Here is a 22,456-nt window from a genome sequence, read left to right on the forward strand (position 1 = left end):
GAGCCGAGGCGGCCCCGGCGGTTTCACCCGCAGCACGTCGTTCGCATCGACGACGACAGGGCGTTCGGCGCGGGTCATTCTGCCGAGCAGGTCGACGCGGGCTCTCCGTCTCCGTGCTCCGTGGCGGCAGGGGGCGACCGTGCTCACAGCCGCGCCATCGGCGGCGACCGTAGGATCGGATTCGTGAAGTACGGCATTCTCCGCGTCGTCGGCTGGATCGTCGCGGCGGCGATCGGTGCCTTCTACGGCGCGGCCGGCACGGTGACGCAGGCGTTCCTCCTCGGTCCGGCCCCCGTGGGCCTGCTGCTCGCGACGGTCGGCAGCGCCGCCCTGCTCATCGCGCTGCGCACCCTGACGGGAGACCGCGTGAACGCCCTGGCCGGTGGGCTCGGCATCACACTCGCGACCTACGTGTTCTCGCAGGTCGGCCCCGGCGGATCGGCGATCGTGGCCGCCCCGACCGCGGGGACCGAGTGGATTCCGCTCGTCTGGACGGTCGTGGGTCCCGCGCTCATGGTGCTCGTGGCGTTGTGGCCCGACTTCTCCCGGCTCCCGGCCCCGGCTCGTACCAGCGGATCATAGGTCCGCGGCTCGGCGGAAGGGCCGTGCGCCGCAGCGCGATTAGACTGGGCACGTGACTTACGTGATCGCCCTCCCGTGTGTCGATGTCAAAGACCGCGCCTGCATCGACGAGTGTCCGGTCGACTGCATCTACGAAGGCGAGCGGTCGCTCTACATCCACCCCGACGAATGCGTCGACTGCGGTGCGTGCGAGCCGGTCTGCCCCGTCGAGGCGATCTACTACGAAGACGACCTGCCCGAGGAGTGGTCCGACTACTACAAGGCCAACGTCGAGTTCTTCGACGACATCGGATCTCCCGGTGGCGCGGCCAAGGTCGGCGTGATCGCCAAGGATCACCCGGTCGTGTCGTCGCTGCCCCCGCAGAGTCACTGAGCCGTGGGCGTCGCCGACCTCGCCGACTACCCCTGGGACGCGGTCGCCCCCTACGCGGAGCGTGCGCGACGGCATCCTGACGGGATCGTCGACCTGTCGATCGGTTCACCCGTCGATCCGACGCCCACCGTCATCGCCGATGCCCTCGCCGCTGCGACCGACGCGCACGCCTACCCGCAGACCGCGGGGACGCCCGCGCTGCGCGAGGCCATCGCGGAGTGGTATCACCGCCGGCGCGGGGTTCCCGCACTGAATGCCACGCACGTGCTCCCGACCGTGGGGTCGAAGGAACTCGTGGCCCTGCTGCCGCTGCTGCTCGACCTCGGTCCGGGCGATGCGGTCGTGCACCCGCGCGCCGCCTACCCCACGTACGAGGTCGGCGCCCGTCTCGTCGGCGCCGAGGCCGTGGCATCCGACGATCCGCAGGAATGGCCGGAGAACACGCGGCTCGTCTGGATCAACTCACCGGGAAACCCCGACGGGCGCGTGCTCTCCGTCGCCGAGCTCCGGGATGCCGTGCTTCGGGCGCGCGAACTCGGAGCCGTCCTCGCCTCCGACGAGTGCTACGCCGAGCTGGGCTGGGAGGCGCCGTGGGACGCGCAGCGCGTGCCCAGCGTGCTCGCCCCCGCCGTCGTGGGCGATGACCTCACCGGGGTGCTGTCGGTGTACTCGCTCAGCAAGCAGTCGAACCTCGCGGGGTACCGCGCGGCGTTCCTCGCCGGCGACCCCGCGCTCGTCACGCGCCTGCTGACCGGCCGCAAGCACCTGGGCCTCATGCCCCCCGCGCCGGTGCAGCGCGCGATGACCGTCGCCCTGGGCGACGACGCCCACGTCGAGGAGCAGCGCGAGCGCTACGCCCGACGTCGGGCAGTGCTCAAGCCCGCCGTCGAGGCGGCCGGGTTCACGATCGACCACAGCGAGGGCGGATTGTACCTCTGGGCGACCGAGGGTCGCGACGCGTGGGAGAGCGTCGGGCGTCTGGCCGATCTCGGCATCCTCGTGGGGCCGGGGCATTTCTACGGCACGCACTTCCCGAACCACGTGCGGTTCTCGTTGACGGCGACGGACGAGCGGATCGCCGCGGCGGCGGAGCGCCTGGCAGGCTGAGCGAGCCGGGAGCCGGCGAGCTGCGGGGGCGGTGACTCGTCCACGAGCGCTGCCGGCCGACCCGCCCGGGCTGCAGCGTCGTGGTGGACGGCATCCGGTGCGCTGATCAGGAGGATCCCTCCATTCGATGGGGGGATCCTTTGGTGGTGTCATCTGTACGTCGGCGTGCCTACTAGGCTGTAAAAGCACTGTGTCCGGGTACCTTCCGTGCGCGTGCCGACCCGGAGGCCATACCCGTGGCATCCACCGGTCGAGAAGACCGCGGGTGCCGCCGCTCCCGCGATCGACCACATGGGCGACCAGAAATCGCAAGGAGGCGCGGTGAGCGACGCGGGCACGCAGCAGGACAAGGCCACTCTGACGGTAGGGGGCTCCACCGCCGAATTCCCGGTCCTGCGAGGCACCGACGGCGTCCCGAGCATCGACATCGCGTCGCTGACGAAGCAGACGGGGCACACCACCCTCGACTACGGCTTCGTCAACACCGCGTCGACGAAGTCGGACATCACCTTCATCGACGGCGACCAGGGGATCCTGCGCTACCGCGGGTACCCCATCGAGCAGCTGGCGAAGAACAGCACCTACCTCGAGGTCGCCTGGCTGCTGATCTACGGCGAGCTGCCCTCGGCATCCGAGCTGGCGTCGTTCGACGAGCGCATCCGCCGTCACACGCTCCTGCACGAAGACCTCAAGCGCTTCTTCTCGGCACTGCCGCCGACCGCGCACCCCATGTCGGTGCTGTCGGCCGCGACCGCCGCGCTCTCGACCTACTACGAGGCCGAGTCCGACCCGCACAACCCCGAGCACGTCGAGCTCAACACCGTGCGCATGCTCGCCAAGCTCCCCGTGATCGCGGCATACGCGCACAAGAAGAGCATCGGCCAGGCGTTCCTGTACCCCGACAACTCGCTCGGCTTCGTCGACAACTTCCTCAAGCTCAACTTCGGCGTGCTGAGCGAGATCTACCAGGTCAACCCCGTCATGACGAAGGCGCTCGACCTTCTTCTCATGCTGCACGCCGACCACGAGCAGAACGCCTCGACCTCGACGGTGCGTCTTGTCGGCTCGACCGGGGCGAACCAGTTCGCGTCGATCTCCGCCGGCATCCAGGCCCTCTCCGGCCCGCTGCACGGCGGCGCGAACGAGGCCGTGCTGCAGATGCTCGGCCGCATCCGCGATTCCGGCGAGAGCGTCGAGCGCTTCGTCGAGCGGGTGAAGAACAAGGAAGAGGGCGTCAAGCTCATGGGCTTCGGCCACCGGGTCTACAAGAACTACGACCCGCGCGCCAAGCTCGTCAAGGAAGCCGCCGACGAGGTCCTCGAGGCCCTGGGCGTCAGCGACCCGCTCCTCGACCTCGCGAAGGAGCTCGAGCAGATCGCGCTGCAGGACGACTACTTCAAGGAGCGTCGCCTGTACCCGAACGTCGATTTCTACACCGGCGTGATCTACAAGGCGATGGGCTTCCCGACCCGCATGTTCACCGTGCTGTTCGCCATCGGGCGCCTGCCGGGCTGGCTCGCGCAGTGGCGTGAGGCCATCACCGACCCGCAGACGAAGATCGGCCGCCCGCAGCAGCTGTACACGGGTGCCGCGGAGCGGGACTACCCCGGCGTCTGACCGGCATGCGGAACGCCCCGTCCCTCTCGCGAGGGGCGGGCGTTCTGCTGTGCGGGGCCGGGCTTTCGGCGGCGCAGGGGCCGCGACAGCGGGCATGAACGGCATCCGTGCGCAGAAACGCGGGGACGGGGTGTTTCTGCCGATGAACAGCGTTTATGTGTAGGGCAAGGCGCAGGTCGCGATCGCTGCCCGAGGTACGCCGGGACCGACTGTCGACCGTCACCCCCGGCGCGATCGTGTGGATCGTGGCGGCCGCGGTGGGAATCACCCTGACCGAGGTGAACGCGGGCGTCCTGACATCGCTCGCCCCCTTGGTGACGGTTCTGATCGCGGGCGTGGGTGCCGTGCTCGTGTTCCGCACCTGGCCGCCACGCACCATCGAGGAGAACGGCACGGATGCCGCCGACCCGCTCGAACTCGACGAGCAGCACCTGCGCTGATCGGTATCACCGCGCCCGGCCCCGCCCCCTTTGGAATGGGGCGGGGCAGGGCTGCGCGAGCGGTGCGGCTCCGGCTGCCCGGCCCGGGTCAGGCGTGCAGCGCCTCGTTCAGGATGACACCGACACCGGCGCGGGCCGACGCCTCGACGGCGCCGGTGAGGGAGTTGCGGCGGAACAGGATGCCGTCGCGGCCCGACAGCTCGCCGGCCTTGACCGTCTCGTCGCCGACGCGCACCTTCGTTCCGGCCGTGACGTAGAGGCCGGCCTCGACGACGCAGTCGTCGCCGAGCGAGATGCCGATGCCCGCGTTCGCGCCGAGGAGCGTGCGCGCCCCGATCGAGACGCGGTGCGTTCCTCCGCCCGACAGGGTGCCCATGATCGAGGCGCCGCCGCCGATGTCGGTGCCGTCGCCGATCACGACGCCCTGCGAGACGCGGCCTTCGATCATCGACGAGCCGAGCGTGCCGGCGTTGAAGTTGACGAAGCCCTCGTGCATGACGGTCGTGCCGGGGGAGAGGTGCGCACCGAGCCGCACGCGCGAGGCGTCGGCGATGCGGACGCCCGCGGGCAGGACGTAGTCGGTGAGGCGCGGGAACTTGTCGAGCCCCTGGAGCTGGATGCCGTGCCGCTTGAGCTGCGGGAGGGCGCGCGCCGCGGTCTCGGGATGCATCGGGCCGGCGGTGGTCCACGCGACGTTGGGGAGGTGCCCGAAGATGCCGTCGAGGTTGATTTCGTTGGGGCGCACGAGCAGGTGCGACAGCGCGTGCAGACGGAGGTACGCGTCAGCCGTCGAGGCGGGGGCCGCATCGACGTCGATGGTGAGGGCGATCGCCTCGACGACGACATCGCGTCGCTCGTCCGCCCCGGCCGAGGGCTCCAACGCCGCGACGGCGGCATCCAGGTCACCGGGGTCGCCGAGGACGGGGTTCGGGAACCAGGCGTCGAGCACCGTCCCGTCGGTGGTCCGTGTCGAGAGGCCGGCAGCGCTGATGCGTCGTTCGTTGCTCACAGGCCCAGGCTACCGGCGGGACCGCGTGTGAAATGATCGGGGCATGGCCGCGCTCGATCTGACCTCCTCCTCCGTCGCCCTCACGCGGGCCGTCTGCGACATCCACAGCGAGTCGGGCGACGAGACCACGCTGGCCGATGCGATCGAGGCCGCGGTCTCCGCCCACGACCACCTCGACGTCGTTCGCGACGGCGACACGATCGTCGCCCGCACCACCCTGGGTCGTGAGCGCCGGGTGGTCATCGCCGGGCACATCGACACCGTTCCCATCAACCGCAACCTGCCCGTCGAAGAACGCGAGATCGAGGGCGAGGCCTACCTCTGGGGACGCGGCACGGTCGACATGAAGGCCGGTGTCGCGGTGCAGCTGAAGCTGGCGGCCGAACTCACCGAGCCCGGGGTCGACATCACCTGGATGTGGTACGACCACGAAGAGGTCGACTCCTCGCTCAACGGCCTCGGCCGCCTGTCCCGCAACCGTCCCGACCTCTTCGCGGGCGACTTCGCGATCCTCGGCGAGCCCAGCAACGGCGAGGTCGAGGGCGGATGCAACGGCACGCTGCGCGCGCTCGTCCGTACCGACGGCGTGCGGGCCCACAGCGCCCGGTCGTGGATCGGCGAGAACGCCATTCACAAGGCGGCGCCCATCCTCGCCCGGCTCGCCGAGTACCGCGCCCGCGAGATCGAGGTCGAGGGTCTCGTCTACCGCGAGGGGCTGAATGCGGTCCGCATCACGGGAGGCGTCGCGGGCAACGTCATCCCCGACGCCTGCGAGGTCGAGGTCAACTACCGCTTCGCTCCCAGCCGCGACGCGGCCTCCGCGTCGCGCGTCGTCCACGATGTCTTCACCGGCTTCGAGGTCGAGATCGTCGACATCGCCGAGGGGGCGCGACCGGGTCTCGACGCGGAACTCGCGAAGGAGTTCGTGGAAGCCGTGGGCGCCACGCCGAAGCCCAAGTACGGCTGGACCGACGTGGCGCGGTTCTCGGCCCTCGGCATCCCGGCCGTCAATTACGGCCCCGGCGACCCGCACCTCGCGCACCACGACGAGGAGCGCGTGCCGGTCGCGCAGATCGATGCCGTCGAGCGGGGTCTGCGCGCCTGGCTGAGCGGGTCGTGACCGCCGCGGCCACGATCTCCGCTCCCGTGCGCGCATGGGAGCGTCTGCCCGTCGCCGCACGTATCGCGCTGATCTACGTCGCGGCGCGGCTGGTGACCACCGGCTTCTTCCTCCTCGCATCGGCCCTGTCGGGCCCGGGCTCGCGGTACGGCGTCTCCCCGTCGCTCGGTGACCTGGCCCTCGGGTGGGATGCTCAGTGGTACTGGTTCGCGGCGGTGTCGGGGTATCCCGAGCATCTGCCGATCACCACGACGGGCGACGTGGCGGAGAACGCCTGGGCGTTCATGCCGCTGTACGCCTTCCTCTCCGCCGGCCTGGGGTCGCTCCTCGGTTCGTGGGGCGCGGGAGCCGTCGCGATCTCGCTGGCGGCGGGCTACGGCGCGAGCGTCATGCTGTATGCGCTTCTGCGCGAACGGATCGGCGGATCCGCGGCGATGTGGGCCGTCGTGTTCTTCGCGAGCGGCCCGCTCGCCGCTCTGTTCCAGGTCGGCTACGCGGAGGCGCTCTTCCTCTTCCTCCTCTTCCTGGCGCTGTGGTGCGTCCAGCGGCGACGGTGGGGGTGGCTCTACGTGCTCGTGCCCGTCATGGGCTTCACGCGCCCCGGCGCGCTGGCCTTCGCGCTCTTCCTCGGGCTCTACGGCATCCATCGCTTCCTGCGTCGCCGCGCCGAGTCGCTTCCGGTGTCGGAGATCGTGCACGTCGTCGCGCTGGGCGTGCTGTCAAGCGTGGTGGGGTTCGCCTGGCAGGCGATCGCGGCGGTGGTGACCGGGCAACCGAGCGCCTACCTCGCGACCGAGCTGGCCTGGCGCCGCAACTGGATCGCGGATGCCGGCGGCACCTTCGTCCCCGTGGAGGGGTGGGTGCAGGGGGCCCGGTTCTGGTTCACCCAGTGGGGGCTCGGGCCGCTCGCGGGCGTGGTCGCCCTCGTGCTGCTCGTCGGCGGCATCACCGTCGCGCTCGTTGTGCTGCCGCAGGTGCGTGCGCTCGGGATCGAGGTGCGCCTCTGGTCGGTGAGCTATCTGATCTACCTGCTGCTGGTGTTCTTCCCGCAGTCGAGCATCTTCCGCCTCCTGGTCCCGGTGTCGCCGCTATGGGGGGCACTCGCGATCCCGCGCTCTCGCGCCTGGCGCCTCGGCGTGCTCGCCGTGGCCCTGCTCGGTCAGTGGTGGTGGATCTACAACATGTACGCGCTGGGGAACGCCTTCTGGCAGATCCCCTGAACGCGGTTCCGCGCCGCCGCAGATGACGGGCGGGGACGGCGATACGTCGAGCGCGCGCGCCGACACAGTAAACTACTTCACAGACCAACGAGGAAAAGGGGGCCGCGATGGCAGCCATGAAGCCGCGTACCGGCGACGGACCGATGGAGGCCGTGAAGGAGGGCCGGTTGATCATCGTGCGCGTGCCGCTCGAGGGCGGCGGGCGTCTCGTCGTCTCGGTGAACGACGCCGAGGCGAAGGAACTCTACGACGTGCTCGGCGGTGTCGTCGGCGCCGCCTGACGAACATCTCCGCACGAAGGCCGGTCCCCACGGGGGCCGGCCTTCGTCATGTCGGCGGGGCGACGTCGTGTCGGCCGGGCCTCAGGCGTCGGTCGGGCGCGTCGTGAGCTGCAGCAGGCCCTCGCCGGTCGTGGAGAGGGCGCCGATGACGGCGGGGGAGGCCTGGACCTCCTGGATCAGGGAGCGGTAGGCCGTGGTCACGGCGTCACGGCGAACGGGATCGGCCACCGCGCCACCCGCGAGCACGCGCGGGATGAGCACCGTTCCGCCGGCGCGCACCAGGCGGAGACCGTACTCCACGTATTCGATGACGCCCTCGGGATCGGCGTCGATGAAGACGATGTCGTACGACGCCTCGTTCATGCGCGGGAGGACGTCGGAGGCGCGGCCCGTGATGAAGCGGGCGCGAGCTGCGGGCACGCGCGCGTCGAGGAAGGCCTGACGGGCGGCGCCGAGGTGCTCGGGCTCGCTGTCGATGGTCGTGATCGTCGCGCGCGGGGAGCCGTGCAGCAGCCAGAGTCCGGAGACACCGCCGCCGGTTCCGACCTCGACGATGTTCAGGGCGCGCGACGCCGCCGAGATCACGGCCGCCTGTGCGCCGACGGCGGGGCTCACGGGCGCAGCGCCCAGTTCGAGCGCGTGCGCTCGGGCGCGAGCGATGTGCTCGGGCTCGACCGTCGACTCCTGCACGAACCGTTCGTTCGCCTGTTGACCGCTCACGTGGACCTCCTCGACTCAGGCTAGACGGACGAAGGGTGCGCACCCCCCAGGCGCGGCCGGTAATCTGGTGCCATGTTCTTCGGCCTCACGATCGAGAAGCTGCTGCTGATCGGCGTGATCGCCGCCGTCCTCGTGGGCCCCGAGCGGCTCCCGCGCTACGCGGAGACGCTCGCCAAGTTCACCAAGCGCGCCAAAGAGACGCTGCAGGGGGCCCGGACGCGCATGCGCGACGAGATGGGCCCCGAGTTCGACGACGTCGACTGGAAGAAGCTCGACCCGCGTCAGTACGACCCGCGGCGCATCATCCGCGAGGCGCTGCTCGACGACACTCCCACAGCGACCATGCGGGCGGCAGGCGCCGCCGCGCTCGCGGCGAAGCCGAAGCCGACGGTGCCGCCGTTCGCGCCCGGCGAGCGCCCGCCCTTCGACGACGAAGCGACCTGAGCCGGGGCTCGTGAGGGAGGTCCCGGAGCGTGTCGAAGGGACCTGTGCCGCTGTGGGGCGGTGGCTTCGACGGGCTCAGTCGCCTGGCCTGGGCGTGTGCAGGCGGTGGCTTCGACAGGTCCGGACACCCGACCGCGCCGAGCAGAGCCGTCAGACGTTCAGGCGCAGGGGCTTGCCCGCCAGACCGCGGGGGCGGATGGCGAGCGCGGCGGCGGCGGCGTCGATCGCCTGCGCGGCGGGGTCGTCGGGCTGCGAGAGCACCACGGGTCGACCGTCGTCGCCGCCCGAACGCAAGGCCGGGCTGAGGGGGACGGATGCCAGCAACGGCACCGACGACTCATCGTCCGAGAGCGCGCGGGCGACCTCGTCGCCGCCACCCGCGCCGAACAGATCCAGAACGGTTCCGTCGGGGAGGGTCATGGCGGCCATGTTCTCGATCACACCGATCGGGCGCTGCCCGGTCTGCCGTGCCACGAGCCCCGATCGAACGGCCACCTCGGCGGCGGCGGCCTGCGGTGTCGTCACCACGAGCACATCGGCGTGGGGGAGCAGCTGCCCCACCGAGATCGCCACGTCGCCCGTCCCCGGCGGCATGTCGAGCAGCAGCACGTCGAGGTCGCCGAAGAAGACGTCGGTGAGGAACTGCTGCACCGTCCGGTGCAGCATCGGACCGCGCCACGCGACCGCGCCCGCGGCATCCTCTCCGGGGCGGCGGAGGAACATGCCGATCGAGATGACCTTCACCCCGTACGCCACGGGAGGCAGGATGAGGTCGTCGAGGCGGGTCGGTGCCGGCGGCAGGCCGTCGGTGTCGACGAGGCCGAGAAGACCCGGGATCGAGAACCCGTGCACGTCGGCGTCGATGAGACCCACCCGCAGGCCGCGCGCCGCGAGCGCGACGGCGAGGTTCGCGGTGATCGTCGACTTCCCGACGCCGCCCTTGCCGCTGGTCACGGCGATGACGCGCGTGAGGGAGTCGGGTCCGAAGGGCATCTCGCGCTTCGCGCGGCCACCGCGCAGCTTCTCGGTCAGCTCTTTGCGCTCGTCGGGCGACATGACGCCGACGCGCACGTCGACCGCGTCGACCCCGGCGACCGAGGCCGCGGCATCCCGGACGTCGCGTTCGATGCGATCGGCGGCGGGGCACCCCACGATCGTCAGGGCGATACCGACCTCGGCGACACCGTCGCGCACCGCGATGTCGCGGAGCATGTCGAGCTCGCCGAGGGGGCGTCGCAGCTCCGGGTCGGTGACGCCCGCCACCGCGTCGCGGACCCGGGCGGTCAGCTCGGCCGTCACGGGGTCGCCCGCGGCGAGGCCGGGCGCGCTCCCGTGTCGGGCTGCTCGTCGAGGCGCTCCAGCAGGGCCTTCAGCTCGGTGCGCAGCGTGTCCTTGGTGATGACCTCGTCGGTCAGGTCCCTCACCGCCATGCGCAGCGCGACGATCTCGCGTGCGAGGTACTCGGTGTCGGCGAGGTTGCGCTCGGCGCGCTGGCGGTCCTGCTCGATCTGCACGCGGTCGCGGTCGTCCTGACGGTTCTGGGCCAGCAGGATGAGCGGCGCGGCGTACGACGCCTGCAGCGACAGCACCAGCGTCAGCGCGGTGAACCCGATCGCGGCCGAGTCGAAACGCCAGTCGTCGGGGGCGATGGAGTTCCACCCCATCCACAGAACGCAGAACATCGTCAGCGAGAGAAGGAACGTGGGCGTGCCCATGGCCCGCGCGACCCACTCGGTGAACCGACCGAAGCGGTCCCGGGAGGGCTGCGGGGTGCGGGGGGCGAGCACGCCGGTGCGCCCGCGGGGCGCATCGAGGGCGGGCGTCTTGTTGTTGCGTGCCATCAGCGCCTCCTCGGGGTCTGCGGGATCTGGGTGGGGATGCTCTGCGTCTGCAGGGGCCTGACCGAGGTCGGGGGTTTCGGATCGTCGCTGTCGTGCGTGCGCCAGTCGTCGGGCAGCAGGTAGTCGAGCACGTCGTCGACGCTGACGCAGCCCACCAGGCGATGCGCCTGGTCGACCACGGGGAGCGAGACGAGGTTGTAGCTCGCGAGCAGGCGTGCGACCTCGGCCGCCGTCGCGTCGGAGGGGACCGGCTCGAGCGTGTCGTCGATGATCGCGCCGAGGCGCTCGTGCGGCGGGTAGCGCAGCATCCGCTGGAAGTGCACCGTGCCCAGCAGACGCCCCGTGGGCGTCTCGTAGGGCGGGAGGGTGATGAAGACGGATGCCGCGAGGGCGGGGTGCAGCTCGTGACGGCGGATGAGGGCCAGGGCCTCGGCCACGGTGGCATCCGCCGACAGCACGATGGGCTCGGGGGTCATGAGACCACCGGCAGTGTCGGGGCCGTACTGCAGCAGGGCGCGGACGTCGTCCGCCTCCTCCGGTTCCATGAGGTCGAGCAGTTGCTCCGAGCGCGACTCGGGGAGCTGACCGAGGAGGTCGGCCGCATCGTCGGGCTCCATGGCATCCAGGATGTCGGCGGCACGCTCGTCGCCGAGCTGCTCGAGGATGTGCACCTGCTCGTCTTCGGGCATCTCTTCGAGGGCGTCGGCGAGGCGGTCGTCGCTGAGCTCCTCGGCGACTTCGATGAGGCGCTCCTCCGGCAGGTCGAGGAGCGTGTTGGCGAGGTCGGCGGGCTTGAGCTCTGAGTAGGTGGCGACCAGCTGCTCGGCGGACTGCGCCTCGCCGGGGGTCTGGTTCTCGCGCACCTCGCCCCACGCGGCGAAGGTGGTCGCCCCCTTGGCGAAGGGCGACGCGCTCGTGCGCGGGCGGCGCAGGAACAGCTGCCCCACGTCCCACTCGCCGAGGCGGTTGCGCTCGATCGCGACGTCTTCGATCACGGCGCCGCCCGAGCCGTCGACGAGGCTGACGCGCCGGCCGAGCATCTCGGCCATGACGCGCACCTCGCCGCCGCGCTGCTGGAAGCGACGCACGTTGATGAGGCCGGTCGTGATGACCTGACCGGCCTGTATCGAGGTGACGCGTCCGATGGACACGAACACATGTCGGCGCCCGGGGATCTCGACGACGAGGCCCACGACGCGCGGTGCGGCCGACGCGCGGTAGATCACCACGACGTCGCGCACCTTGCCCAGACGGTCGCCCGCCGGGTCGAACACCGTGCAGCCCGCCAAGCGGGCGACGAAAACCCTTTGCGTGCTCACCGGTCCAGCGTAGTCCGCGCCTCATGCGCAACACCTCGGAACGCCCCAGGCGCGCGTGACAGGATGGTGAAATGAGTATGTTCGCGCAGCGCCCGGGTGCCGGTCGAGACGAGGTCGGCGAGAAGGTCGCCTCGTTCCCGACGTACGAGCAGGCCCAGAAGGCCGTCTCGTCGCTCATCGCGGGAGAGGTCCCCGCCCGCGACATCGCGATCGTGGGGTCGGGGCTGCGCTCGATCGAACGCGTGACCGGGCGTCTCGGCTACGCCACGGCCGCGCGCTCGGGCGCGCTGAACGGTCTCATGCTCGGACTGCTGTTCGCCTTCATCTTCGTGCTCGGGCAGCCCACCCTGCAGATCTCGCTGTTCGTCGGCGTGCTGCTCGTCGGCATGGCGCTCGGCATGCTCCTCAGCCTCGGCACGTACTCGATCGTGCGCCGTCGTCGCGACTTCGCGTCGGTGATGCAGGTCGCCGCCGATCACTACGACGTGTGCGTGGCGGCGACGAGCGTTCACAAGGCTCGGGGGATCGTGGGTCCGTCCGGCGCGCCGCGCACGGTCGTCTCGCGTCCCTCGGCGTCGCCGTCCGACCCGCCGCGGTACGGCGAACGCGTGACCCCCGGCTCGAGCGCTCCCGCCGCGCCGCCGCGGCCGCCCGCACCGACGGCGGCGCCCTCGGACGACGAACCGCCGCGATACGGCGAACGCATCGCGCCGCAGGCGCCGACGCCGCAGGGTGACGCGGCGGCCGACCGAGGAACGCACGGTGAGGAGAGGACGGCCGACGAGCCGACGCCCGCCGCACGCCCGGACGACGCTGACGCCTCCACCGACAGCGGCACCGACCGCGGCTCGCAACCGACCGAGCGGTGAGCGCCGACGCAGCCCCTCCCACCGAGGCGGTCCGCATCGCCGTCGAGCTCCCGGCCGGCGCGACGGAGGTCTCGGGGCTGTGGTCACCGGCATCCGGATCCGACAGCACCGTCGCGCTCGCGCACGGCGCGGGCGCGGGCATGGAGCACCCCTTCCTCGCCGGGCTCGCCGACGCCCTCGTCGCGGACGGGGTGTCCGTGCTGCGGTTCGTCTTCCCCTACGTGGAGGCCGGACGACGGATGCCGGGACCCGCCGCGCACGCCGTGGCGACGTGGGCGGGCGTGGAGGCCTGGCTCGCGGAGACGGCTCCGGGACCGTACGCGGCCGTCGGCAAGTCGTACGGCGGGCGCATGGCATCCGTCGCCGCCGCCGAGGGTGTCATCTCTCCCGCCGGACTCGCGTACCTCGGCTACCCCCTGCACGCGCCGGGACGGGCCGACAAGCCCCGCGGCGCGCACCTGTCGGCGATCGGGTTGCCGCAGCTGTTCGTCGAGGGCGAGAACGACCCGTTCATCGACCCGCGCGAGCAGTTCGACGAGGTCGTGGGGTCGTGTCAGGACGCGCGGGTGCACTGGATCCCCGGGGGCGGTCATTCCTTCGAGGTGAGAGGTGCCCGCCGGCCGGCCGACGAGATCGGCGCGGGGCTGGCGCCGGTGGTGGCGGAGTTCGTGCGATCGCTGTGACGGTGCGCCGGCGAGCCGCACCCCCGTTCCGTTAGCGACCCGCTGCGTAGCCTTGGGCGCCGCGCGGGTTCGCCGCGGCCCACAGCGTGCCATCGGCGGAGCGTCCGACAGCGGTGACGCGCCCGAGCGACCAGTCGCCCGAGCGGTGCACCCGGTGTCCACGCTGCTCGAGGCCCGCGATCACCGCGGCACCGAGGCGATCCTCGACCGCGACACCCGCCGGAGCCCACGTGCGCGGCCAGAACGAGTCGACGAGCGCCGTCGTGTGCAGATTCGGGGCGTCGATGGCCTGCTGAGGGCTGTATCCCCCGACCAGCATGCGCAGCAGCACGGTGAGCTGCCACTGGTCCTGTTGGTCGCCGCCAGGGGATCCCAGCGCGACGACCTCGTCCGCGCGCGACATCAGCGTCGGGGTGAGCGTCGTGCGCGGACGGCGACCGGGGGTGAGGGATGCCGGGTGCCCCGGCACGAGCCACGTCGCCTGCACCCGCGTGCCCAGGCAGAAGCCCAGAGACGGGACGGTGGGGGAGGACTGCAGCCATCCGCCCGACGGCGTGGCCGAGACGACGTTGCCCCAGCGGTCGATCACGTCGATGTGGCACGTGTCACCGCGGGTCTGGCCCGACCGGTCGACGGTGGGCTCGCCGGTGGAGCCGTCGTTCACCCCGTGCGCGGTGCGCAGCGGCGGACGGACCGGGTCGCGGCCGTCGGGGGAACCCGGCCGCCACTGCGTGGAGGCCTCGTCGCCGATCAGTGCGCGGCGGGTGGCGACGTAGTCATCGGCGAGCAGGGCCTCGACCTCGACCGCGCCTCCGGCGTCTCCGAACCACGCGTCGCGGTCGGCGAAGGCCAGCTTCTGCGCCTCGATCACGAGGTGCGCCCCCTCGACGGTGGCGGGGTCGAGCTCGGCGTCATCGACGTCGTCGAGGAGCCGCAGTGTGTGCAGCAGCGCCGGTCCCTGCGTCCAGGTGCCGGCCTTGAAGACGTCCCATCCGCGGAAGCGCGCGGTCACCGCGGGTTCCCACCCGGCACGCCAGGATGCGATGTCCTCAGCCGACAGGACGCCCGGGTGATCGGCGCCGTCGGCATGTCGGTGCGGCCGCGCGATGAACGACGCCGCCTCCGGGAGCACCTTCGTCATCCAGTGCTCACGCGCTGCGTCGATGCGCTCCGCGCGGTCGGGCAGGGCGGCGCCGGCGATCACGAGCGCATCGAGCACGTCGGCCCACGCCGGGTTGGTCACGAGGGTGTCGGGCGCGGGCGGGCGGCCGGTCGGCATCCACCTCTCGGCGGACGTGGGCCAGTGGTCGCGGAACAGGTCGGCGACCCGCGCGATGGTCGTGGCGGCTCCCGCCACGAGCGGGTGACCGTCGCGGGCGTAGCCGCTGGCGAAGGCGAGGACGTCGCCGAGGTCCCACGTACCGTGGTCGCGCAGCAGGAGGAGCCACGCGTCGACCGCGCCGGGCACCGCGGCGGCGAGACCGCCGGCGCCGGGCACGAGATCGAGGCCACGGCTGCGGAAGTGCGCGAGTGTGGCTCCGGCCGGCGCCGGCCCCTGCCCCATCAGCACGACGGGGACCGACGCGCCGGCGGGTCGGACGAGCGCGACGAGGTCGCCACCCGGTCCGTTCAGGTGCGGCTCGACGACGTGCAGCACGAACGCCCCGGCGACGGCCGCGTCGAATGCGTTGCCGCCGCGCTCGAGCACGGCCTGCGCCGTCGCGGTCGCCGTCCAGTGCGTGGACGCCGACATGCCGAACGTGCCCCGGAGGGTCGGCCGCGTCGTGAACGGCACCGGGGGCGTGAAGGTCATCGCGACTGCCGGGCGATCCACTCCTCGATCTCGTCGGCGGTGCGGGGGATGCCCGCCGACAGGTTCACCGGGCCGTCCTCGGTCATGACGATGTCGTCCTCGATGCGCGCGCCGATGCCGCGGTACTCCTCGGGGACCGTGAGGTCGTCGATCTGGAAGTACAGGCCGGGTTCAATCGTGAACACCATTCCGGGCTCCAGCAGGCCGTCGTAGTACATGTCGCGACGCGCCTGCGCGCAGTCGTGCACGTCGATGCCGAGGTGGTGGCTCGTGCCGTGCACCATGTAGCGGCGGTGCTGGCCGCCGGAATCGGCGTCGAGCGCCTCTTCGGCGGTCACCGGCAGCAGTCCCCACTCGGCGACGCGCGCCGCGATGACCTCCATGGCCGCCTCGTGCAGTCGACGGAACGGCACGCCGACCCGCGCAGCCGCGAACGAGGCGTCAGCGGCCTCGCGCACCGTCTCGTAGATGCGGCGCTGGATGTCGGTGAACGTGCCCGAGACCGGGAGCGTACGCGTGATGTCGGCCGTGTAGAGGCTGTCGACCTCGACGCCCGCGTCGATGAGGATGAGATCCCCCGGCTTCACGATGCCGTCGTTGCGCGTCCAGTGCAGGTAGCAGGCGTGGGGGCCCGACGCGGCGATGGTGTCGTAGCCCACGCTGTTTCCGTCGGAACGCGCACGCTGGTGGAAGACGCCCTCGACCACGCGCTCGCCGCGCGGGTGCTCGATGATGCGCGGCAGCTCGGCGACGATGTCGTCGAACCCGCGTCCGGTGACCTCGACGGCCAGCGCCATCTGCGCGAGCTCGTACTCGTCTTTCACCAGGCGGAGCTCCGAGACGAAGCGGGTGAGCTCGTCGTCGGTGCCGACGGTGCGGTCGTCGTCGCCGGGGGCGAAGTCGTCGAGGTGGGCGGTCGCGAGGCCGAGGTCGGCGGCGACGCCGTCGAGGGCGGGGCGCGGGCCGATCCAGAACTCGCCGATCGTGGCATCCGAGTAGAACTCGGCGGTGGTGCGGTCGGCGCGCTCGCGGAAGTACAGCACCGCCTCGTGGCCCTCGTCACGCGGCTCGAAGACGAGCACGGCGTCGGGCTCGGCGTCGCTGCCCCACCCGGTGAGGTGCGAGAACGCGGAGTGCGCGCGGAACGGGTAATCGCAGTCGTTGCTGCGCTGCTTCAGCCCGCCGGCGGGGACCACGACGCGCTGGCCGGGGAAGGCGCGCGACACGCGCGCACGACGACGTGCGGCCCAGGCCGCCTGCTCACGGGGCTCGGGCGTCGACGCCGGGTGCTCCGCCCAGCCGGTGGAGATCGTGTCGAGGAATCCGCGGGGGAACGGCGCCTTGCGATTACTGGGGGCCTCGAGGGCGACCTCATCGGTCTGCGGCTCGGCGGTCGTGGGCTCGGCGGGGGCGGTCGTGTCGCTGGTGGAGGGGGCGTCCATCGTTCCAGTCTCGCACCCGTCGCCCTCTCGTGCACGGATGCCGCCGCACCGGCGCGGGCGGGGGAGGAGCCGTACTCAGCCTCCGGTGCGTTCCAGCTGCACCACGATCGGCCGATGATCGCTGCCCGACCCGTCGAGGGAGCGCATGACGACCGACCCCGAGACGGTCCAGTCGGGCGTGGCCATGACGTGGTCGATCGGTGCGCCGAGGAGGGCGGGGGCATCGGTGGGCCACGTGCCCACTCCGCCGTTTCCGCTCTCGGACGCCGCATCGTGGCATCGGCCGAGCGTGCCGCCGTCGACACCCATCCCCGTCATGTGGTCGAGGGTGGCGTTGAAGTCGCCCGCGAGGATGACGTTGTCGCTCGCGCACTGGTCGGCGAGCCACTGCAGGTCGCTGCGCCACTGGGGCATGTACTCCTCGCGCGGAGCGACGGCGTGCGCGGCGACGATGATCGGACCGTCTCCCGACACGGGCATCGCCACAGCGCTCGGAACGGTCGAGGTGTTGCTCGACCCGTCGAGCGAGGACTGGATGACGGAATAGTCGCCCAGCTCGGGCCGGATCAGCACGGTGGTGGAGGTGGCGTCCCACCCGGTGATGCCGTACTCGCCGTACTCCGCGTGGTGCGCCCACATCGGCTGCCCCATGCCGCGCATGAGCTCGGCGACCTCGGCCCCGGTGTCGATGGTCGTCTCCGGGAGGGTGACGACGTCTGCCTGCATCCCGACGGCGAACTGGGCGATCGTCTCCGCCGAGGTGGCCGATCCCGCGGTGTTCCAGGTCATCACGCGCAGGCTCGTGTCGGTCTTCGCAGGAAACCCTTCGGTGCCGAGCCCCCGCCCGGAGAGCAGGGCGACGTTGACCCCGCCCGCGATCCCCAGGATCAGCGCCAGCACCAGCGCGAGCGCGCGGATCGGCCGGAGGAGCGCGAACAACAGCATCAGCAGCGTCGCGGCGACCAGCACGGCCGCCAGAGCGGCGCGGAAGGAGATGATCTGCGCCAGCGGGAACGTCCGCTCGAGTCCGAAGGCCGACGGCCACGTCAGCACCGCAGCGCCCGCCGCGACGACGAGCGCGACGAGGAATCCGAGCAGTCGACGCACCCGATCGACCCTAGGGGAGCCGTCTGGGAGATCGACGGATGCCGGCAGGGTGCTGCCCGAGCGTCGTGACGGTCGAGGGGGACGGGCGTGCGGGCGGGGTGCCGTCACCGCATCGGTGGGCGGCGCGGACCGGCAGCACGGCCCGGGCATGGACGCTGCGCCCGGGCGCGAGCCGGAGCGATACGCTCGACGGGTGCCACGCGATCGTCGATTCCTCGGACCGACCGATCTGCACCTGCACTCCTCGCACTCCGACGGCACGGAGCCTCCCGCCGAGGTCATGGCCGCCGCGCACCGCCACGGCCTGCGGACCGCCGCCCTCACCGATCACGACACGACCTCGGGCTGGGCCGAAGCCGCCGAGGCGGCCACCTCGCTCGGGATGACGTTCGTCCCGGGAATGGAGCTGTCGGCGCGGCACCGGTGGCGCAGCGTGCACCTGCTGGCCTACCTCGTCGACCCCGACGACGGGGCGTTGCGAGCGATGACCGATCGCATCCGTTCGTCCCGCGTGGATCGCGCGCAGATCATGGCGGAGCGCATCTCGCACGACTACGACATCGCCTGGGACGACATCGTCGCCCAGACGACCGACGGCGCGACCGTCGGGCGCCCTCACATCGCCGACGCGCTCGTCGCGCGCGGGATCGTGGCCGACCGCACGGAGGCGTTCGCCGGCATCCTGCATCCGGCCGGCGACTACTACGTCGCCCTCTACGCCCCCGACCCCGTCACGGCGGTCGAACTCGTCGTGGGTGCCGGGGGCGTGCCGATCATCGCCCACCCGGCGGGGCGGGCGTTGCTGCCCGACGGCGTGCTGCGGGCGATGCTGGACGCGGGACTCGCGGGCTTCGAACTCGCGCACCGCGAGAACCTGCCCGAGCCGACCGCCCTGTTGGCGGACCTCGCCGCCGAGCGCGACCTCATCGTGACCGGGTCGAGCGACTACCACGGACTCGGCAAACCGAACGTGCCCGGCGAGAACACGACGGCCGACGACATGGTGGCGCGCCTGTTCGCGCGCGGTCGCGGATCGGCGCCGGTCTTCCCGTAACCCGCGGCTCCGACGGACCCCGACGACGAACGGCGCCGCCCCCGGGGGGAGCAGCGCCGTTCGGCGAGTGTGCGTCAGGCCACGGGGGCCGTCGGGGCGCCCGAGCTGCCCCCGCCGCTGCGACGGCGGCGACGGCGGCGCGGGGCCGCGTTGCCGTCGTGATGCTCCTTGCCCGCTCCGTCGTGCGTCCCGGCGCCGCCCTCGGTGCGCGGGGCACCCTCGCCGCCCGCCTCGCCGGTCGACGATCCGCCACGACGACGGCGACGGCGCGGGGCGCGGTCGCCCTCGGCATCCTGGCCCTCGGTCTTCTTCTCGACCTGCTTGGGCGCGACGGCCTTCGGCGCGGTGACCAGACGGCCCTTCGTTCCCTCGGGGATGTTCAGGTCGGTGTAGAGGTGCGGGCTCGACGAGTAGGTCTCGGTGGGCTCGGGCTGGCCGAACTCCAGAGCACGGTTGATGAGCGCCCACTTGTGCACGTCGTCCCAGTCGACGAAGGTCACGGCGATACCGGTGTTGCCGGCGCGGCCGGTGCGGCCCGCGCGGTGGAGGTAGGTCTTCTCGTCGTCGGGGATCGTGTGGTTGATCACGTGGGTGACGTCGTTGACGTCGATGCCGCGGGCGGCGACGTCGGTGGCGATCAGCACGTCCTTCTTGCCGGCCTTGAACGCGGCCATCGAGCGCTCGCGCGCCTCCTGGCTCATGTCGCCGTGGACGGCGGCGGCGTTGAAGCCGCGGTCGCCCAGCTCGTCGACGAGCTTCTGCGCGGCGCGCTTGGTGCGGGTGAAGATGACGGCCTTCTCGCGACCCTCCGACTGCAGGATGCGGGCGATGACCTCGTCTTTGTCGAGCGAGTGCGCGCGGTAGACGAGGTGCTTGATGTTCGCCTGGGTGAGTCCCTCGTCGGGGTCGTTGGCGCGCATGTGGATGGGGTTCGACATGAAGCGGCGCGCGAGGGCGACGATCGGGCCCGGCATGGTCGCCGAGAACAGCTGCGTGTGACGGACGGCGGGGACCTTGGAGAAGATCTTCTCGATGTCGGCGAGGAAGCCGAGGTCGAGCATCTTGTCGGCCTCGTCGAGAACGACCTCGGTCGCGTTCGAGAGGTCGAGCAGGCGCTGGTTCGCGAGGTCGATGAGGCGGCCGGGGGTGCCGACGACGATCTGCGCACCGGCCTTCAGCTGGTCGATCTGACCCTCGTACGCCTTGCCGCCGTAGATCGCGACGACGCTGGTCGAGCGGTTGCTCGTGAGCATGTCCATGTCTTCGTAGACCTGCACCGCGAGCTCGCGGGTGGGGACGACGATGAGCGCCTTCACGCCGGGCTCGGGGTCGAGACCGAGACGCTGGACGACGGGGATGCCGAAGCCGAAGGTCTTGCCGGTACCGGTCTTGGCCTGGCCGATGATGTCCTGTCCGGGGAGGCCCAGGGGGATCGTCTGCTCCTGGATGGGGAAGGCATCGACGATGCCCTTCGCTGCCAGGGCATCGACGATGTCCTGATCGATGCCGAGCTCGGCGAATGTCGTCATGTGCGTGCCTGTTCCGGCGGCGAGAGACCGCCTGGGGGAGTCGTATCCACGCCTCACTCGTCCACAGGCGCGGGGTCCCGATCCATCGCCGGGACCCGTCCACTCTACCCGGCGTGTCTCCGCGGGCCCCGACGCCTAGGCTGTCGTACGTGTTCGCGTGGTTACGTCGTCGTCAGCGCCCGGTGGGTCGCACGCTGCAGTTGCGGTCGCGAGGGGACCTCGGCGAGGCGATGCGCGTCGACTTCGCGGAACTCGCGCCCGACGTCGAGACCTTCCTCGGCCAGGCGGCCTATCTGCAGCTGGGGTTCTTCGAGACCCTGAGCGAGTTGATCGCCCTCACGCCCGAGCTGGCGGAGAAGGAGTCCCTGTCGCGCGCGGCCGGCGCGGCGCTCATCAAGCACCAGGAGCTCGTCGCGGTCATCCGTGAGCGCGGTGCCGATCCGACGCAGCTCATGCTGCCCTTCCGCGAGTCGCTCGACGCCTTCCGCCGCAACACCCACGGCGTCCGGCCGCAGGAGACGATGCTCACCGTGCACATCACGGCGGGGCTGCTCGACGACTTCTACCTCGCGCTGTCGTCGAGCTACGGCGACACGGGACGCCGCGTCGCCCGCATCCTGCAGGCCGATGACGACCGTCAGGCGATCGTCGACATCCTCGGCGCCACGATCGAGAGCGACGAGGAGTGGCGGTGGCTGCTGGCGCTGTGGGGACGACGTCTCGTGGGCGACACGCTCCTCGTCGCTCGGACGGCGCTGCGCCACGGACACCTCGACCGCGCCGAGGAGGCCAAGGTCGAACCCGTCTTCAGCGAGCTGATGGGCGCGCACGCCCGGCGGATGGATGCCATGGGATTGGCCGCCTGAGGGCGCGCGGCCCAGCCGTGTGGCCTGGGCGCGCGGCACCCGCGACCCTCTCAGCGCGTGTCGCACCGGTTTCGAGCGCGTCGGCCGCGATGTCCGGCGTCTGGGGGCGGGTGGGTGCGCGGCATCCGGAACGACCGATCGCTCGGCGGCGGGGGTTCCGGCGGGCGCGGTGCGGGCTTCGAAAGGGCGGGGCGCGAGCGCCTTCGCCGAGGGTTCAGACGGGCAATCGCGAACGGTCGGCGTCGTCGCGCGCGAGACGCGAACGCGTGACGAGGGTCACCAGCAGCACGGTCGTGACGACCGGCGCGATCACGGCGAGCACCCAGGTCAGCGGCGAATCGCCGAGGCCCGCCCACGTGACGACGGTCCAGACGACGCCGGCCGACGACGCCCCGGCGAACGGTGCCAACGCCGCACCGCGCAGGTGCCGGCCGGGGAGCGCGACGTGCGCGGCCAGGCCGATCACCGCGCCGATCAGGAGACCGAGCAGGATCTGCACGGCGGGAAGGTCAGGCGACGAACCCGACGCGACGCGACTCTTCGGTGCCGAGTTCGACGAAAGCGAGGTTGGCGGTCGGGACGAGGTAGGAGTTGCCCTTCACATCGGTGAAGGTGACGTGGCTGGCAGAGCTGTCGAGGGCCGAGGCGATGGTCGACTTGACGACGTCGGAGCTCTCGTTCGTCTCGAAGTTCAGCTCACGGCCGGTGTTGATGATGCCGATGCGGATCTCCACGATGCGTCCTTTCCCCGCGAGCCGCGGTCGGCCCGGCGCGTGATTCGACTCTAGGGCAGGGTTCCGACACCACAGCCCGTCACGCGGGGCGCTTCGCGGACGGCGAACGCGGCGCCTCCCGGCACCGTCCGGGGCCGGGTGACGCGGTGGGCTCGGCTCCGAGCGGCCGGTGAGGTCCGCCCCGCTCCGGCCGCCGCGGCCCGCCCTGCTCCGGCCGCCTCGGCCCGTCCCGGCCGACGTGGGAGACCGCAGCCGCCCGTGGCGCCCGGCCGATGTCGGAGGTCGC

24 protein-coding genes are annotated in these 22,456 nt (G+C 71.7%); 13 read left to right on the top strand and 11 right to left on the bottom strand.

Going from position 1 to position 22,456, the window contains the following annotated elements; all coding sequences use genetic code 11:
* Positions 1–183 precede the first annotated feature (183 nt).
* The 5 genes from AB0230_RS10455 to AB0230_RS10475 all read left to right on the top strand — a co-directional run bounded on the left by AB0230_RS10455 (position 184) and on the right by AB0230_RS10475 (position 4,119).
* Complete coding sequence (locus tag AB0230_RS10455; RefSeq protein ID WP_366375626.1) at positions 184–582, top strand: DUF6113 family protein; 399 nt, start codon at positions 184–186, stop codon at positions 580–582.
* 52 nt (positions 583–634) lie between these two features.
* Entirely contained in the window at positions 635–955 is a 321-nt protein-coding gene (gene fdxA, locus AB0230_RS10460; RefSeq protein ID WP_076676249.1) for a ferredoxin, read from the top strand.
* Between the two features lie 3 nt (positions 956–958).
* Positions 959–2,062, top strand: coding sequence for a succinyldiaminopimelate transaminase (dapC, locus tag AB0230_RS10465; RefSeq protein WP_366375629.1), 1,104 nt, complete (start codon positions 959–961; stop codon positions 2,060–2,062).
* Between the two features lie 321 nt (positions 2,063–2,383).
* Positions 2,384–3,679, top strand: coding sequence for a citrate synthase (locus AB0230_RS10470; RefSeq protein WP_366375631.1), 1,296 nt, complete (start codon positions 2,384–2,386; stop codon positions 3,677–3,679).
* Between the two features lie 245 nt (positions 3,680–3,924).
* Positions 3,925–4,119 carry a hypothetical protein gene (locus tag AB0230_RS10475; RefSeq protein ID WP_315995374.1) on the top strand — a complete coding sequence of 65 codons (195 nt, stop codon included), beginning with the start codon at positions 3,925–3,927 and terminating at the stop codon, positions 4,117–4,119.
* A gap of 88 nt (positions 4,120–4,207) precedes the next feature.
* On the opposite strand, the gene dapD is transcribed toward AB0230_RS10475, so the two are convergent.
* The gene (gene dapD, locus AB0230_RS10480; RefSeq protein ID WP_366375633.1) at positions 4,208–5,128 is read right to left on the bottom strand and encodes a 2,3,4,5-tetrahydropyridine-2,6-dicarboxylate N-succinyltransferase; all 921 of its coding nucleotides are present in this window, start codon (positions 5,126–5,128) and stop codon (positions 4,208–4,210) included.
* 43 nt (positions 5,129–5,171) lie between these two features.
* Between dapD and dapE the strand changes: the two genes are divergently transcribed.
* From dapE to AB0230_RS10495, 3 genes are all read left to right on the top strand, one after another.
* Positions 5,172–6,248 carry a succinyl-diaminopimelate desuccinylase gene (gene dapE / locus AB0230_RS10485; protein ID WP_366375635.1) on the top strand — a complete coding sequence of 359 codons (1,077 nt, stop codon included), beginning with the start codon at positions 5,172–5,174 and terminating at the stop codon, positions 6,246–6,248.
* The gene (locus AB0230_RS10490) at positions 6,245–7,468 is read left to right on the top strand and encodes a hypothetical protein (RefSeq protein ID WP_366375637.1); all 1,224 of its coding nucleotides are present in this window, start codon (positions 6,245–6,247) and stop codon (positions 7,466–7,468) included. The genes dapE and AB0230_RS10490 overlap by 4 nt, the downstream gene beginning before the upstream one ends.
* Positions 7,469–7,575: 107 nt before the next feature.
* On the top strand, positions 7,576–7,749 hold the full coding sequence (locus tag AB0230_RS10495; RefSeq protein WP_076490128.1) for a DUF3117 domain-containing protein: 174 nt from the start codon (positions 7,576–7,578) through the stop codon (positions 7,747–7,749).
* 81 nt (positions 7,750–7,830) lie between these two features.
* Here the strand turns inward: AB0230_RS10495 and AB0230_RS10500 are convergent, their stop codons facing one another.
* On the bottom strand, positions 7,831–8,469 hold the full coding sequence (locus AB0230_RS10500; RefSeq protein ID WP_315995378.1) for a class I SAM-dependent methyltransferase: 639 nt from the start codon (positions 8,467–8,469) through the stop codon (positions 7,831–7,833).
* A 72-nt stretch (positions 8,470–8,541) separates the two neighbouring features.
* Here AB0230_RS10500 and AB0230_RS10505 point away from each other — a divergent pair, with 72 nt between their 5' ends.
* Positions 8,542–8,913, top strand: coding sequence for a Sec-independent protein translocase TatB (locus AB0230_RS10505; RefSeq protein ID WP_315995379.1), 372 nt, complete (start codon positions 8,542–8,544; stop codon positions 8,911–8,913).
* Between the two features lie 150 nt (positions 8,914–9,063).
* On the opposite strand, the gene AB0230_RS10510 is transcribed toward AB0230_RS10505, so the two are convergent.
* Genes AB0230_RS10510 through AB0230_RS10520 form a run of 3 tightly spaced genes read right to left on the bottom strand, consistent with a single transcriptional unit; the run spans position 9,064 to position 12,073 of the window.
* Positions 9,064–10,212: an Mrp/NBP35 family ATP-binding protein gene (locus AB0230_RS10510; protein WP_366375640.1), complete on the bottom strand. Its 1,149-nt coding sequence runs from the start codon at positions 10,210–10,212 to the stop codon at positions 9,064–9,066.
* On the bottom strand, positions 10,209–10,754 hold the full coding sequence (locus AB0230_RS10515; RefSeq protein WP_315995381.1) for a DUF1003 domain-containing protein: 546 nt from the start codon (positions 10,752–10,754) through the stop codon (positions 10,209–10,211). The genes AB0230_RS10510 and AB0230_RS10515 overlap by 4 nt, the downstream gene beginning before the upstream one ends.
* Positions 10,754–12,073, bottom strand: a complete 1,320-nt coding sequence (locus tag AB0230_RS10520; protein WP_315995382.1) for a CBS domain-containing protein — start codon at positions 12,071–12,073, stop codon at positions 10,754–10,756. Before AB0230_RS10520 ends, AB0230_RS10515 begins: the two co-directional genes overlap by 1 nt.
* Positions 12,074–12,144: 71 nt before the next feature.
* Here AB0230_RS10520 and AB0230_RS10525 point away from each other — a divergent pair, with 71 nt between their 5' ends.
* A complete protein-coding gene (locus AB0230_RS10525) occupies positions 12,145–12,942 on the top strand; it encodes a general stress protein (protein ID WP_366375642.1) in 798 nt (265 codons plus the stop codon).
* A 77-nt stretch (positions 12,943–13,019) separates the two neighbouring features.
* Complete coding sequence (locus AB0230_RS10530) at positions 13,020–13,625, top strand: alpha/beta family hydrolase (RefSeq protein ID WP_366376229.1); 606 nt, start codon at positions 13,020–13,022, stop codon at positions 13,623–13,625.
* Positions 13,626–13,656: 31 nt separating this feature from the next.
* On the opposite strand, the gene AB0230_RS10535 is transcribed toward AB0230_RS10530, so the two are convergent.
* From AB0230_RS10535 to AB0230_RS10545, 3 genes are all read right to left on the bottom strand, one after another.
* Positions 13,657–15,438, bottom strand: a complete 1,782-nt coding sequence (locus AB0230_RS10535; RefSeq protein ID WP_366375644.1) for a gamma-glutamyltransferase — start codon at positions 15,436–15,438, stop codon at positions 13,657–13,659.
* Positions 15,435–16,880, bottom strand: coding sequence for an aminopeptidase P family protein (locus AB0230_RS10540; RefSeq protein ID WP_315995385.1), 1,446 nt, complete (start codon positions 16,878–16,880; stop codon positions 15,435–15,437). Before AB0230_RS10540 ends, AB0230_RS10535 begins: the two co-directional genes overlap by 4 nt.
* A gap of 75 nt (positions 16,881–16,955) precedes the next feature.
* Positions 16,956–17,987, bottom strand: a complete 1,032-nt coding sequence (locus tag AB0230_RS10545) for an endonuclease/exonuclease/phosphatase family protein (protein WP_315995386.1) — start codon at positions 17,985–17,987, stop codon at positions 16,956–16,958.
* A gap of 193 nt (positions 17,988–18,180) precedes the next feature.
* Between AB0230_RS10545 and AB0230_RS10550 the strand changes: the two genes are divergently transcribed.
* On the top strand, positions 18,181–19,041 hold the full coding sequence (locus AB0230_RS10550) for a PHP domain-containing protein (RefSeq protein WP_366375647.1): 861 nt from the start codon (positions 18,181–18,183) through the stop codon (positions 19,039–19,041).
* A 74-nt stretch (positions 19,042–19,115) separates the two neighbouring features.
* Here AB0230_RS10550 and AB0230_RS10555 read toward each other — a convergent pair whose 3' ends face one another.
* A complete protein-coding gene (locus tag AB0230_RS10555; protein WP_366375649.1) occupies positions 19,116–20,570 on the bottom strand; it encodes a DEAD/DEAH box helicase in 1,455 nt (484 codons plus the stop codon).
* A 149-nt stretch (positions 20,571–20,719) separates the two neighbouring features.
* Here AB0230_RS10555 and AB0230_RS10560 point away from each other — a divergent pair, with 149 nt between their 5' ends.
* Positions 20,720–21,436, top strand: coding sequence for a ferritin-like fold-containing protein (locus tag AB0230_RS10560; RefSeq protein WP_315995389.1), 717 nt, complete (start codon positions 20,720–20,722; stop codon positions 21,434–21,436).
* A 214-nt stretch (positions 21,437–21,650) separates the two neighbouring features.
* Here AB0230_RS10560 and AB0230_RS10565 read toward each other — a convergent pair whose 3' ends face one another.
* Entirely contained in the window at positions 21,651–21,935 is a 285-nt protein-coding gene (locus AB0230_RS10565) for a hypothetical protein (RefSeq protein ID WP_366375651.1), read from the bottom strand.
* 10 nt (positions 21,936–21,945) lie between these two features.
* Complete coding sequence (locus AB0230_RS10570; protein WP_315995391.1) at positions 21,946–22,170, bottom strand: DUF3107 domain-containing protein; 225 nt, start codon at positions 22,168–22,170, stop codon at positions 21,946–21,948.
* Positions 22,171–22,456 lie beyond the last annotated feature (286 nt).

Origin of the sequence: Microbacterium sp. NPDC089190 (assembly GCF_040701795.1) — a bacterium.
In the GTDB taxonomy this organism is placed as follows: Bacteria; Actinomycetota; Actinomycetes; order Actinomycetales; family Microbacteriaceae; genus Microbacterium; species Microbacterium galbum.